Origin of the sequence: Pseudomonas sp. Y5-11, assembly GCF_022368695.1 — a bacterium.
In the GTDB taxonomy this organism is placed as follows: Bacteria; Pseudomonadota; Gammaproteobacteria; order Pseudomonadales; family Pseudomonadaceae; genus Aquipseudomonas; species Aquipseudomonas parakoreensis.
This window is the reverse complement of record NZ_CP058974.1, coordinates 1,271,142-1,284,625: the sequence shown is the minus strand read 5'-3', so window position 1 is coordinate 1,284,625 and position 13,484 is coordinate 1,271,142. Positions and strand designations below refer to the sequence as shown.

Sequence of the window (13,484 nt, the reverse complement as noted above, 5' to 3'; positions counted from 1 at the left end):
GGATTCGGTTTGCTGACAAGTCTTGGCAGCGATTAACAGTAGTGTCCGGCATGGCCGTTACAGCTTGACGGCGGTGTCGGGGGGCCGGTGACGCAGGCCACAGGCAAACAGCCCCGGGCACTTAGCTCGGTCGATAAACGCGCACATTGGCATGCCCCTCACTGAGCAAATGGTGAGCATGCAGGCGACTCATCACGCCTTTGTCGCAATACAGCAGGTACTGGCGAGTCGGATCCAGCTCCTTGAAACGAGCGTTCACTGCGTAGAACGGCATCGTCTGTACTTCTATGCCGGCGAGTTCCAGCGGGTCATCCTCGGCCGCATCCGGGTGACGGATGTCGATGACGATCTGACCGGCCAGCGCTTCGCCGACTTCTTCGATCTGCAAGTCCTGGCCCAATTCGTCGATCACTCGATCGATCGGCACCAGTTTGGCGTTTTCGAGCGCACGCTCGAGGACCGCCATGTCGAATTCTTTCTCTTCGTGCTCAACACGGTGGCGCTTGGCGGCGGTCTTCGGATTGACCGAGATGACCCCGCAGTACTCCGGCATGTGCCGGGCGAAATCGGCGGTGCCGATCTCGTTGGCCGTGTCGATGATGTCCTGCTTGTGCGCAACGATCAGTGGGCGCAGGACCAGCTTGTCGGTCACGCAGTCGATCACCGACAGGTTCGGCAGCGTCTGGCTCGATACCTGGGAAATCGCTTCGCCGGTGACCAGCGCGTCGATGTGCAGCCGGTCGGCAATGGCCGACGATGCGCGCAACATCATACGCTTCAATACGACGCCCATATGACTGTTATCGACTTTGCCGAGAATTTCGCCCAACACTTCTTCGAACGGAACACTGACAAATAGCACGCGTTGCGAGCTGCCGTACTTCTTCCAGATGAAATGCGCGACTTCCATCACGCCCAGTTCGTGGGCACGTCCGCCCAGATTGAAGAAGCAGAAATGCGCCATCAGGCCGCGGCGCATGATCTGGTACGCGGCAACCGTCGAGTCAAAGCCGCCGGACATCAATACCAGCGTCTGCTCCAGGGCGCCGAGCGGGTAACCGCCAATACCGTTGTGCTGGCTGTGTATGACAAACAACCGTTGGTCGCGAACTTCGATGCGAACTTCGATTTCCGGGTCTTTGAGGTCGATTCCGGCCGCCCCGCATTCGCGACGCAGCTTGCTGCCGACGTATTTTTCGACGTCCATCGAGCTGAACGGATGCTTGCCTGCACGTTTGCAGCGCACCGAAAAAATCTTCCCGGCCAGCACATCGCCGTAGTGCTGTTTGCACTTCTCGGTGATGTCGTCGAAGTCGCCCAGCGGGTATTCGTCGATCTGCAGAAAGTGCGCGACGCCGGGAGTACAAGTGAGGCGCTCGCCCATCTCTTTCAAGGCTTTGGGGTCGGTCACACGGGTTTCCAGGTCGAGATTGTCCCACACACCGTTCACCACCACGGCCGGATCCAGATCGCGGAGCACGGCGCGGATGTTCTTGGCCAGCTGGCGGATGAAACGCATCCGGACAGGGCGGCTTTTGATGGTGATCTCGGGGAAGACTTTTACGATTAGTTTCATGAAAACAGCGCGCGCAGGGCCAGCCGAAAAAGGGGGGCGCGGATTATAGCGGAAATTGCTCAAGGTTTAACCAGTTAATATGCAGAAGGTTTCACTTGCACCAAAACGGGTCATTTCTGATTTGAAGCGCTACATTAAGGGGCGATAAATTCGCCTTTATGGCGCTTTCTTGCTTTGAAAGCGTGAAATTGGGGCAAAAAACCCATGCTGGGGCACTGGCATGCAATTTGCTCCCTTGTGAGGCAGGTTGCCTTGGCAGAGTATCTGCGCCGGCATCACCCAAATTAAGGGCATCCACTACCAAGCCCTAAGCCACCCGGAGGACACTATGTCGAAGTCGGTTCAACTCATCAAAGATCATGACGTCAAGTGGATTGATCTGCGCTTCACGGACACCAAAGGCACTCAGCACCACGTGACCATGCCGGCTCGCGATGCGCTGGAAGACGACTTCTTCGAAGTCGGCAAGATGTTCGACGGTTCCTCCATCGCTGGCTGGAAAGGCATCGAAGCCTCCGACATGATCCTGCTGCCGGACGACGATACTGCCGTTCTCGACCCGTTCACCGAAGACGCGACCCTGATCCTGGTTTGCGACATCATCGAACCTTCGACCATGCAAGGTTACGATCGCGACCCGCGCGCCATCGCGCACCGCGCCGAGGAATACCTGAAGACCACCGGTATCGGCGACACCGTCTTCGCCGGTCCAGAACCAGAATTCTTCATCTTCGACGAAGTGAAGTTCAAATCCGACATCTCCGGCTCGATGTTCAAGATCTACTCCGAGCAAGGTTCGTGGATGTCCGACCAGGACATCGAAGGCGGCAACAAAGGCCACCGTCCTGGCATCAAAGGCGGCTACTTCCCGGTTCCGCCGTTCGACCACGACCACGAAATCCGTACTGCCATGTGCAACGCACTGGAAGAGATGGGCCAGACCGTTGAAGTTCACCACCACGAAGTGGCGACTGCCGGTCAGAACGAAATCGGTGTCAAGTTCAACACCCTGGTGAAAAAAGCTGACGAAGTTCAGACCCTGAAATACGTTGTCCACAACGTTGCCGACGCTTACGGCCGCACTGCGACCTTCATGCCGAAGCCACTGTACGGCGACAACGGCTCGGGCATGCACGTACACATGTCCATCGCCAAAGACGGCAAGAACACCTTCGCTGGCGAAGGCTATGCCGGCCTGTCCGAAACCGCCCTGTACTTCATCGGCGGTATCATCAAGCACGGTAAGGCCCTGAACGGTTTCACCAACCCGGCCACCAACTCCTACAAGCGTCTGGTGCCAGGTTTCGAAGCGCCGGTGATGCTGGCTTACTCGGCTCGCAACCGCTCCGCCTCGATCCGTATTCCTTACGTCAACAGCCCACGCGGCCGTCGTATCGAAGCTCGCTTCCCGGATCCGGCTGCCAACCCGTACCTGGCTTTCGCAGCACTGCTGATGGCCGGTCTGGACGGTATCCAGAACAAGATCCACCCTGGCGATGCCGCTGACAAAAACCTGTACGACCTGCCGCCTGAAGAGGCGAAAGAGATCCCACAAGTTTGCGGCAGCCTGAAAGAAGCCCTGGAAGAGCTGGACAAGGGCCGTGCGTTCCTGACCAAGGGCGGCGTATTCTCCGACGACTTCATCGACGCTTACATCGCGCTGAAATCCGAAGAAGAAATCAAGGTTCGTACCTTCGTACACCCACTGGAATATGAGCTGTACTACAGCTGCTGATCCGGTAGCGCTGCGCTACGCAGCGTGACAAAAGAGGCCTCCTTCGGGAGGCCTTTTTATTGCCCACGATTTATGAAGCTACACAAATCCCCGGTGGGAGCGAGCCTGCTCGCGAATACGGTGGGTCATTGACGGGGATGGCGACCGCCTTCGCGAGCAGGCTCGCTCCCACAGGGGATTTTGGCGTCTGAATGATCTCCGGATATATCCCGGGCTGGGCCAACCGCCGCACCCTGGCCTATGCTGCACCCCATCGCTTTCTTTCCCGGTCGATTTCATGGGTCGCACCTTTCTCTACATTCTGCTGCTGATCGCCTTGCCCGCCGCCGCGCAGATCTACAAGTACACCGACGCCAACGGCAACACGGTCTACAGCGATCACTCGCCGGACGGCGTCAAAGCGCAACCGCTTGAGTTGCCGCCACTTAACAGCGTCGAGCCACAGGCACCGAGCGCGCCAGCGCCTTCAAGCACCGACACACGCCCCGCGGCACGCAGTGCCTACGAGGTGCTGGAGCTGACCGGCCTGCCCAGCGAAGAAGCGCTGCGCGCCAACAACGGCACCTTCACTGTCAATGTGCTGATCAAGCCGCGCCTGCAGGCGCCGCACCAATTGAGGCTGGTGCTGGACGACGCGCCTTACGGCCAGCCGAGCAACGTGCCCATCCTGCAACTGGTGAATGTTGATCGTGGCGAGCATCGTCTCGCGGTGCAGGTGATCGACGGCGAAGCGATCATCCAGCAGAGCCCAACGGTGGAGTTCACCGTGCAGCGGGTGCACAAGCCATGAGGATTTTCTGGCTGATCCTGTGTCTGTTCGCCCTGCCCGTTTCGGCGGAGGTCTTCACCTACGTCGATGCGCAGGGTAATCGCGTCTACACCGATCAGCCGCGCGGCAATGCCAAGCGCGTTCCCATCGCAACCAGCAACCGCATGTCGGCCAACCCCACGGTCGCTGCGCCGATCAACGTCGCAAAAAAATCCCCGGAACAACCGCTGTTTCACTACGACATGCTGCGCATCCTCATCCCCGAGCCGGACGCGACCCTTCGCAGCAGCGCGGGCGAGGTGATCGTCAGCGTCACCAGCGAACCGGGTCTACAGCAGGGTCACCGCTATCGCCTGCTGCTGGACGGACAAGCCACTGGCGAGCCGGGCCTGAGTCCTGTTTTCCCGCTGAGCAACATTGATCGCGGCAGCCATAACCTGTCAGTGGAAATCCTCGATGAGCAGGGTCGCACCGTCGAACGCACCGCCAACCAGCCGTTCCACATGCTGCGCATCTCGCTGGCACAGAAACGCCAGGTCAAACCCTGCGTCAGCGAGGACTACGGCGTGCGCCCGGAATGCCCATTGAAAGACAAACCCGCCGAAGAAAAAAATCCCTTCCTGCGCTTCTTCTAACGCTGTTCAGCTTTGCGCACTATATTGGTGCATAAGACTGCACCGTACTCACATTTCAACCCAATTTGGTTCGAAACTTCCCGCCCTGAGCACATTGGCGCCACGCAAACGAGCGTCAAACGCCTGTTTCAGGGGACGAACGCTTCTTTTCGGAGCCTTGGTTTGGTTTTTGCATTTTCCGTTTAACGACGCCTGCTTCTTGCGCACGCTCCGCCCCCAAAAGAGGCTCCGATGACTATTAGCGACGCAATCCACCGTTTGCTGCTCGACAACCTGACCACCGCTACCATCCTGCTCGACGCCGAATTGCGCCTTGAGTACATGAACCCGGCGGCCGAGATGCTGCTCGCCATCAGCGGCCAGCGCAGCCATGGGCAGTTCATCAGCGAGTTGTTCACCGAGTCTACCGAGGCGCTCAACTCGCTGCGTCAGGCAGTCGAACAGGCGCACCCGTTCACCAAGCGCGAAGCGATGCTCACCGCCCTCACCGGCCAGACCCTGACCGTGGACTACGCGGTGACGCCGATCCTCAGCAACGGCGCAACCATGCTCTTGCTGGAAGTGCACCCGCGTGACCGCCTGCTGCGGATCACCAAGGAAGAGGCGCAGTTGTCCAAGCAGGAAACCAGCAAAATGCTGGTGCGCGGTCTGGCCCATGAGATCAAGAATCCGCTCGGCGGCATCCGTGGCGCCGCGCAATTGCTGGCCCGCGAGTTGCCGGAAGACAGCCTGCGCGACTACACCAACGTGATCATTGAAGAGGCCGATCGCCTGCGTAATCTGGTCGACCGCATGCTCGGCTCGAACAAGCTGCCATCGCTGGCGCTGTGCAACGTCCACGAAGTGCTCGAACGCGTCTGCCAACTGGTCGAGGCGGAAAGCCAGGGCTGCATCACCTTGGTGCGCGACTACGACCCGAGCATTCCCGACGTATTGATCGACCGCGAACAAATGATTCAGGCCGTGCTGAACATCGTGCGCAACGCGATGCAGGCAATCAGCAGCCAGAACGAGCTGCGTCTGGGGCGCATCAGCCTGCGCACCCGGACCATGCGCCAGTTCACCATCGGCCACGTCCGCCATCGCCTGGTAACCAAGATCGAAATCATCGACAACGGCCCGGGGATCCCGGCGGAACTTCAGGAAACCATCTTCTTTCCCATGGTCAGCGGCCGCCCGGACGGTACCGGGCTGGGCCTGGCCATCACCCAGAACATCATCAGCCAGCACCAGGGCCTGATCGAGTGTGACAGCCACCCCGGCCACACCACGTTCTCGATCTTTCTGCCACTGGAACAAGGAGCCACATCGACATGAGCCGTAGTGAAACCGTGTGGATCGTCGATGACGACCGTTCTATCCGTTGGGTTCTGGAAAAAGCCTTGCAGCAGGAAGGCATGACCACGCAGAGCTTCGACAGCGCCGATGGCGTGATGAGTCGTCTGGCCCGTCAGCAGCCTGATGTGATCATTTCCGACATCCGCATGCCGGGCGCCAGTGGCCTCGATCTGCTGGCGCGCATCCGCGAACAGCACCCACGGTTGCCGGTCATCATCATGACCGCTCACTCCGACCTGGACAGCGCCGTCGCCTCCTATCAGGGCGGCGCGTTCGAGTACCTGCCCAAGCCGTTCGACGTTGACGAGGCGGTGTCGCTGGTCAAGCGCGCCAATCAGCATGCGCAGGAACAGCAAGGCCTGGAAGTGGTACCCGCGCTGACCCGCACCCCGGAAATCATCGGTGAAGCACCGGCGATGCAGGAAGTGTTTCGCGCCATCGGCCGCTTGAGCCACTCCAACATCACGGTGTTGATCAACGGCGAATCCGGCACCGGTAAAGAACTGGTGGCCCACGCCCTGCACCGCCACAGCCCGCGCGCGGCCTCGCCGTTCATCGCATTGAACATGGCGGCGATCCCCAAGGACCTGATGGAATCCGAGCTGTTCGGCCACGAGAAAGGCGCGTTTACCGGCGCGGCCAACCTGCGCCGTGGACGTTTCGAACAGGCGGACGGCGGCACGCTGTTCCTCGACGAAATCGGCGACATGCCAGCCGATACCCAGACCCGTTTGCTGCGGGTGCTGGCCGACGGAGAGTTCTATCGCGTTGGCGGACATGTGCCGGTCAAGGTCGATGTGCGGATCATTGCCGCGACCCACCAGAACCTGGAAACCCTGGTGCACGCCGGCAAATTCCGTGAGGACTTGTTCCACCGCCTCAACGTGATCCGCATCCACATTCCGCGCCTGTCGGACCGTCGCGAAGACATCCCGACCCTGGCCAAACACTTCCTCAGCCGCGCCGCGCAAGAACTGGCGGTGGAACCGAAGCTGCTGAAAAGCGAGACCGAGGAGTACCTGAAGAACCTGCCATGGCCGGGCAACGTGCGGCAGCTGGAGAACACCTGCCGCTGGATCACCGTGATGGCCTCCGGTCGCGAAGTGCACATCAGTGACCTGCCGCCGGAACTGCTGAGCCTGCCGCAGGATTCGGCACCGGTGACCAATTGGGAGCAGGCGCTGCGTCAGTGGGCCGATCAAGCCTTGGCCCGTGGCCAGTCGAGCCTGCTCGACAGCGCAGTGCCGGCGTTCGAGCGGATCATGATCGAGACCGCGCTGAAGCACACGGCCGGACGCCGGCGTGATGCGGCGGTATTGCTCGGCTGGGGGCGTAATACCCTGACGCGCAAGATCAAGGAATTGGGGATGAAAGTGGACGGTGGGGATGATGATGAGGGGGATGAGGGCTAAGCCCCTCCTCTAATCGTCCGCGAAAAGATCGCAGCCTTCGGCAACTCCTGCAGAGAATGTATAGCCCTGCAGGAGCTGTCGAAGGCTGCGATCTTTTTTTGTGTGCACCGCCACAAGGCACGGCGAACCGCAATTGGGCATATCTCACTGATCAAAAAAACACCAACCGGGTTCAAAGCTCCAGCCACGCAGAAGCATCAAAGCCCCGATTTACGGGGCTTTCGTGCATCTGAAGCTTTTTTTCTGTTTCGAAATACTAAAACTGGCACGCCGCCTGCATCATCCCTCACAGGTGATTCGATTCACCACCCGTTTCGGGGGCCTTGGTACAGGCAGGCCGGGGATTCCCCTCTTTACACCGGGTTCAAACCGCAACGCGGCGAACCCACCCTTTTGGGATCCTTGGTACAGGCAGGCCGGGGGTTCCCTCTTTACACCGGACCGACGCTCTCAGCGAAGTCCACCCCGTTTTGGGAACCCCGGTACAGGCAGGCCGGGGATTCCCGCTTTTATTGCTCCCGGAGATGGATCTCCAGCCGCCAGCGGTCATCGACCTTGCTCCCGGCCCATTCCCCTTGCAGCGGCCGCGCCGCCAGCACTGTCAACAACAGCCCACCGTCACTCGCTCGCGTACGCCAGTTCACATCCTTGCCATTGAGCTTGAGCTGGCCCTTCTGCGCGCGGCCTTCAGCCTGAAACAACAAGGCCACGGTACCGTCGATGATCTCGCCGTGCAGCTTCGGCTCATTGTTGAACCACACCACCAGGCCGTCAGCGGTCACGTCGACCTGCTGCAGCACGCTCGGGTCCGGCGTGGTCAGGCGACCGATCATCAAGCCGACCATCAAGCCGAAAATCGCCAGCGAACCAATCACCCGCGGGAATAGTTTCGAACGCGGGTCGGCTGGCGGCGTAGAATGCGCGTCATCTTTACCTTCGGAGCCGTGCATGTTTCACGTCATCCTTTTTCAACCAGAAATTCCGCCGAACACCGGCAACGTTATCAGGCTGTGCGCCAACAGTGGCTGCCACCTGCATTTGATCGAACCGCTGGGTTTCGAGATGGACGACAAACGCTTGCGCCGGGCCGGTCTCGACTACCACGAATATGCCACGTTGCAGCGCCACGCCGACCTCGCCAGTTGCCTGGAAAGCCTCGGCAACCCACGGTTGTTCGCCTTCACCACCAAGGGCTCGCGGCCGTTTCACGACGCCGCGTTCGTCCCGGGCGATGCGTTCATCTTCGGCCCGGAAAGCCGTGGCCTGCCGCCGGAAGTGCTCGACGCCCTGCCCGCCGAACAGCGCCTGCGCCTGCCGATGCGTGAAGGCTGCCGCAGCCTGAACCTGTCCAACACCGTGGCGGTGGCCGTGTACGAAGCGTGGCGGCAGAACGACTTCAAATAACCACCCGATCCTGTAGGAGCTGCCGAAAGCTGCGATCTTTTGATCCTGTTTTTGAAGATCAAGATCAAAAGATCGCAGCCTGTGGCAGCTCCTACATGAAGTCATGAAGTCTGTATTCCAACCCAAGAAAAAAGCGCCCGTTACGGCGCTTTTTTCGTTGTCGCTCAAACCGCTTATTGAACGGTCGGCGTCTCGCCCGCAGCCTGCATGCGCTGCAGCTCTTGCGCGTACAGGGCGTCGAAGTTCACTGGCGCCAGCATCAGGGCCGGGAACGAACCGCGGGTCACCAGGCTGTCCAGGGTTTCGCGAGCATACGGGAACAGGATGTTCGGGCAGAACGCACCCAGGGTGTGGCTCATCGAAGCCGCGTCCAGGTTCTTGATCAGGAAGATACCGGCCTGCTGCACTTCAGCGATGAAGGCCACTTCGTCGCCGTTTTTCACGGTCACGGACAGGGTCAGCACGACTTCGTAGAAATCGCCTTCCAGTTCTTTCTGACGGGTATTCAGATCCAGACCGACGGTCGGGTCCCACTGCTGGCGGAAGATCGCCGGGCTTTTCGGGGCTTCGAAGGACAGATCGCGTACGTAGATGCGCTGCAAGGAGAATTGCGGTGCGGTTTCTTCTTCGCTGGCTGCAGTGTTCTGTTGGTCAGTCATCTCAGATCCTTTCTGATCTTGGGTCTTTTAGGGATTGCTGTACGTGGGTGCAGCCGTTCAGGCCTTGAGCAGCGCGTCGAGCTTGCCGGCGCGCTCCAGGGCATACAAATCATCACAACCGCCGATGTGCTTGTCGCCGATCCAGATCTGCGGCACGGAGGTGCGTCCGGCCTTCTGGCTCATGGCAGCACGAATCTGCGGCTTGCCATCGACCTTGATCTCTTCGAAGGCCACACCTTTGTTCGCGAGCAATTGCTTGGCTCGCATGCAATAAGGGCAGTAATCGCTGGAGTAGACGATGACTTCGCTCATATCACTTCACCAACGGCAGGTTGTCGCCTTTCCAGCTGGAGATCCCGCCGGACAGCTTGGCGGCGGTGAAGCCGGATTTCATCAGCTCGCGAGCGTGGGTACCAGCGGTCTGGCCCAGGGCGTCCACCAGAATGATGGTCTTGGCCTTGTGCTTTTCCAGCTCACCGGCACGCGCAGCCAGCTTGTCTTGAGGAATGTTGATCGCGCCAACGATATGACCGGCGGCGTAATCTTTCGCCGGACGGATGTCCACCACCACGCCTGCGTCCTTGTTGACCAATGCGGTCAGCTCGCCAGTGCTCAGGCTTTTACCGCCGCCCTGCATCGTGTGCGCCAGCAGCAGAGCCAGCAGTACGACGAAGATACCGACAAGAATGTAGTGGTTAGTGGCAAATTCAATCAGGTGAGCAACCATCGAAGGAGGTTCCAGGGCGTTAAAATGTCGGCCAGTATACACAGCCACTATGGTGGGCCAAACCCCGTCCGGCGGTGACGCCGCAGGAACTTCGCTTTAAACTGCCACTCCCTTTTCCATCGCCCTCTTCTTTATTAGCCACGAGTGGATTCCATGACTACCACGCCTAAACCTTTGGTCCTGATGATTCTCGACGGCTTCGGTCACAGTGACAGCCACGAATCCAATGCCGTGTATGCGGCGAAGAAGCCAGTGCTCGATCGCCTGTGGGCCACGGTGCCGAACGGCCTGATCTCGGGCAGCGGCATGGACGTCGGTCTGCCGGACGGCCAGATGGGCAACTCCGAAGTCGGCCACATGAACCTCGGCGCCGGGCGCGTGGTGTATCAGGACTTCACGCGCGTGACCAAAGCGATCCGCGACGGTGAGTTTTTCGAGAACCCGACCATCTGCGCGGCTGTGGATAAAGCCGTGGCCGCCGGCAAAGCCGTGCATTTCATGGGCCTGCTTTCCGATGGCGGCGTGCACAGCCACCAGGATCACTTGATCGCCATGGCCGAACTGGCATTCAAGCGCGGCGCCGAAAAAATCTACCTGCACGCCTTTCTTGATGGCCGCGACACGCCGCCAAAGAGCGCCGCTTCGTCGATCGAACTGCTCGATGCGACGTTCCAGGCGCTCGGCAAGGGGCGCATCGCCAGCCTCATCGGTCGCTACTACGCGATGGACCGTGACAACCGTTGGGACCGTGTATCACAGGCCTACAACCTGATCGTCGACGGCAACGCCGAATTCAACGCCGCCACTGCTCAGGAAGGCCTCGACGCTGCCTACGCCCGTGGCGAAAGCGACGAATTCGTCAAAGCCACCACCATCGGCGAGCCGGTCAAGGTTGAAGACGGCGACGCCGTGGTGTTCATGAACTTCCGCGCCGACCGCGCCCGCGAGCTGAGCCGCGTGTTCGTCGAAGACGATTTCAAGGAATTCGAGCGCGCGCGCCAGCCAAAAGTGCAGTACGTCGGCTTGACCCAATACGCGGCCAGCATCCCGGCCCCGGCCGCCTTCGCTCCGGGCAGCCTGGAAAATGTACTTGGCGACTATCTGGCAAAAAACGGCAAGACCCAGCTGCGCATCGCCGAAACCGAAAAATACGCACACGTCACTTTCTTCTTTTCCGGTGGCCGTGAAGAACCGTTCCCGGGCGAAGAGCGCATTCTGATCCCGTCGCCGAAAGTCGCCACCTACGACCTGCAGCCGGAAATGAGTGCGCCGGAAGTGACTGACCGTATCGTCGACGCCATCGAACACCAGCGTTACGACGTGATCGTGGTCAACTACGCCAACGGCGACATGGTCGGCCACAGCGGCGTGTTCGACGCTGCGGTGAAAGCCGTGGAATGCCTGGACACCTGCGTCGGGCGCATCGTCGAGGCGCTGGAAAAAGTCGGCGGCGAAGCGCTGATCACCGCTGACCACGGCAACGTCGAAAAAATGGCCGATGAAGAAACCCACCAGGCGCACACCGCGCACACCACCGAGCCTGTGCCGTTCATTTATGTCGGCAAGCGTGACCTCAAGGTCCGTGAAGGCGGCGTACTGGCGGACGTGGCTCCGACCATGCTGATGCTGCTGGGCCTGGAAAAACCGGCGGAGATGACGGGTACCTCGATTCTGGTGTAATTCACCAGATCAAACACCGCCAAACCCTGTGGGAGCTGGCTTGCCAGCGATAGCAATCTGACAGCCAACAGCTATGTTGAATGTGCAGACGCCATCGCTGGCAAGCCAGCTCCCACAGTGGTTTATGGGGTTTTCGAAATGGAAATGGGCCTCTGCGCCGCTCCAGTTATCACACAAGCCCAATTGGGCGTTTTTTTTGCAGCCCCGGGCGGGCATACTAGGCCGTCCATTACCCTGGTGCCGCCCGCCTCTATGCTCCGCGTCCTGATCGCCCTCGCTCTGACCTGCCTGCTCCAACCGGCCTTCGCTGACGAGCGCGCGCAAACCCAACAGCAGTTGGATGCCACGCGTCAGGACATTGCCGAGCTGAAAAAGCTGCTGGGCAAGCTGCAGGAAGAAAAATCCGGTGTGCAGAAAGAGCTCAAGGGCACTGAAACCGAGATGGGCAAGCTCGAGAAACAGGTCGATGCCCTGCAGAAAGAGCTGAAGAAGAGCGAATCCGAGCTGCAGCGACTCGATGCGGAGAAAAAAAAACTCCAGAGCGCGCGCACTGAACAACAGCGACTGATTGCCATCCAGGCCCGCGCGGCCTACCAGAATGGCCGTCAGGAATACCTCAAGCTGCTGCTCAACCAGCAGAATCCCGAGAAATTCGCCCGCACCCTCACCTATTACGATTACCTGAGCCAGGCCCGCCTGGAGCAGTTGAAGAACTTCAACGAAACCCTGCGCCAACTGGCCAATGTCGAAAAAGACATCGCCACGCAGCAGGCGCAATTGCTGGTGCAGAAAAGCAGCCTCGACAGCCAGCGCGACGAACTGGAAAAAGTCCGCAAGGAGCGCCAGCAAGTCCTCGCCAAGCTCAACGATGACGTGAAAGCCCGCGACCAGAAACTGGCCGCCCGCGAGCAGGATCAGGCAGACCTGTCTAAAGTCCTTAAAACCATTGAAGAAACCCTGGCCCGTCAGGCCCGTGAGGCAGAAGAAGCGCGGCAGAAAGCGCTGATCGCCCAGCAGGAAGCGGAAAAAAAGCGTTTGCGTGAGGCGCAGGCTGACACCAGCGACGCCCCACGAAAACCAGTCAAGTCAACGCCAGGCGCGCTGGTATCCAGCAGCGGCGAGACCTTCGGTGGCCCTTTTGCTGCAACCCGGGGAAAACTTCCGTGGCCGGTTGATGGTCGATTGCTGGCACGCTTCGGCGAAAGCCGTGGCGACGATGCCCGCACCAAGTGGGATGGCGTGATGATCAGCGCCGCCGCCGGCAGCCAGGTGCATGCCGTGCACGGCGGGCGCGTGGTGTTCGCCGACTGGTTGCGTGGCGCGGGGCTGCTGGTGATCCTCGATCACGGCAATGGTTATCTGAGTCTTTACGGTCACAACCAGACGCTGCTCAAGTCGGCCGGTGACGTGGTAAAAGCCGGTGAGTCGATCTCCACTGTGGGTAACAGTGGCGGTCAGGACACACCAGCGCTGTATTTCGCAATTCGTCAGCAGGGTCACCCGAGTGATCCGGCGCAATGGTGTCACGCGCAAGGATAAGCGCGTCGCC

Annotated in this window: 13 protein-coding genes; 8 read left to right on the top strand and 5 right to left on the bottom strand. The window is 59.9% G+C overall.

Annotated features, from left to right (window positions below):
- Positions 1-121: 121 nt before the first annotated feature.
- Complete coding sequence (thiI, locus tag HXW87_RS05755) at positions 122-1,576, bottom strand: tRNA uracil 4-sulfurtransferase ThiI (RefSeq protein WP_239778556.1); 1,455 nt, start codon at positions 1,574-1,576, stop codon at positions 122-124.
- A 328-nt stretch (positions 1,577-1,904) separates the two neighbouring features.
- On the opposite strand from thiI, the gene glnA reads away from it, so the two are divergent.
- The 5 genes from glnA to ntrC all read left to right on the top strand — a co-directional run bounded on the left by glnA (position 1,905) and on the right by ntrC (position 7,465).
- Positions 1,905-3,311 carry a glutamate--ammonia ligase gene (gene glnA / locus HXW87_RS05750; protein ID WP_003220788.1) on the top strand — a complete coding sequence of 469 codons (1,407 nt, stop codon included), beginning with the start codon at positions 1,905-1,907 and terminating at the stop codon, positions 3,309-3,311.
- A 277-nt stretch (positions 3,312-3,588) separates the two neighbouring features.
- On the top strand, positions 3,589-4,101 hold the full coding sequence (locus tag HXW87_RS05745; RefSeq protein WP_182403440.1) for a DUF4124 domain-containing protein: 513 nt from the start codon (positions 3,589-3,591) through the stop codon (positions 4,099-4,101).
- The gene (locus tag HXW87_RS05740) at positions 4,098-4,715 is read left to right on the top strand and encodes a DUF4124 domain-containing protein (protein ID WP_182403438.1); all 618 of its coding nucleotides are present in this window, start codon (positions 4,098-4,100) and stop codon (positions 4,713-4,715) included. Before HXW87_RS05745 ends, HXW87_RS05740 begins: the two co-directional genes overlap by 4 nt.
- A gap of 231 nt (positions 4,716-4,946) precedes the next feature.
- Positions 4,947-6,032: a nitrogen regulation protein NR(II) gene (gene glnL, locus HXW87_RS05735; RefSeq protein ID WP_007961730.1), complete on the top strand. Its 1,086-nt coding sequence runs from the start codon at positions 4,947-4,949 to the stop codon at positions 6,030-6,032.
- Positions 6,029-7,465: a nitrogen regulation protein NR(I) gene (gene ntrC / locus HXW87_RS05730; protein ID WP_007961729.1), complete on the top strand. Its 1,437-nt coding sequence runs from the start codon at positions 6,029-6,031 to the stop codon at positions 7,463-7,465. Before glnL ends, ntrC begins: the two co-directional genes overlap by 4 nt.
- Before the next feature lie 509 nt (positions 7,466-7,974).
- Here the strand turns inward: ntrC and HXW87_RS05725 are convergent.
- On the bottom strand, positions 7,975-8,415 hold the full coding sequence (locus HXW87_RS05725) for a hypothetical protein (RefSeq protein ID WP_239778555.1): 441 nt from the start codon (positions 8,413-8,415) through the stop codon (positions 7,975-7,977).
- Here HXW87_RS05725 and HXW87_RS05720 point away from each other — a divergent pair.
- Positions 8,414-8,869, top strand: coding sequence for a tRNA (cytidine(34)-2'-O)-methyltransferase (locus HXW87_RS05720; protein WP_003220777.1), 456 nt, complete (start codon positions 8,414-8,416; stop codon positions 8,867-8,869). The genes HXW87_RS05725 and HXW87_RS05720 overlap by 2 nt on opposite strands.
- 173 nt (positions 8,870-9,042) lie before the next feature.
- Here HXW87_RS05720 and secB read toward each other — a convergent pair whose 3' ends face one another.
- The 3 genes from secB to HXW87_RS05705 are packed head-to-tail and all read right to left on the bottom strand — an operon-like array spanning position 9,043 to position 10,255.
- Entirely contained in the window at positions 9,043-9,528 is a 486-nt protein-coding gene (gene secB / locus HXW87_RS05715; RefSeq protein WP_025110924.1) for a protein-export chaperone SecB, read from the bottom strand.
- 57 nt (positions 9,529-9,585) lie between these two features.
- Complete coding sequence (grxC, locus tag HXW87_RS05710; protein WP_041071421.1) at positions 9,586-9,840, bottom strand: glutaredoxin 3; 255 nt, start codon at positions 9,838-9,840, stop codon at positions 9,586-9,588.
- Position 9,841: 1 nt separating this feature from the next.
- The gene (locus tag HXW87_RS05705; RefSeq protein ID WP_041071418.1) at positions 9,842-10,255 is read right to left on the bottom strand and encodes a rhodanese-like domain-containing protein; all 414 of its coding nucleotides are present in this window, start codon (positions 10,253-10,255) and stop codon (positions 9,842-9,844) included.
- 153 nt (positions 10,256-10,408) lie between these two features.
- On the opposite strand from HXW87_RS05705, the gene gpmI reads away from it, so the two are divergent.
- Positions 10,409-11,935, top strand: a complete 1,527-nt coding sequence (gpmI, locus tag HXW87_RS05700) for a 2,3-bisphosphoglycerate-independent phosphoglycerate mutase (RefSeq protein ID WP_095667777.1) — start codon at positions 10,409-10,411, stop codon at positions 11,933-11,935.
- A 252-nt stretch (positions 11,936-12,187) separates the two neighbouring features.
- Positions 12,188-13,474: a murein hydrolase activator EnvC gene (locus HXW87_RS05695; protein ID WP_041071412.1), complete on the top strand. Its 1,287-nt coding sequence runs from the start codon at positions 12,188-12,190 to the stop codon at positions 13,472-13,474.
- The last annotated feature ends 10 nt before the right edge of the window (positions 13,475-13,484 follow it).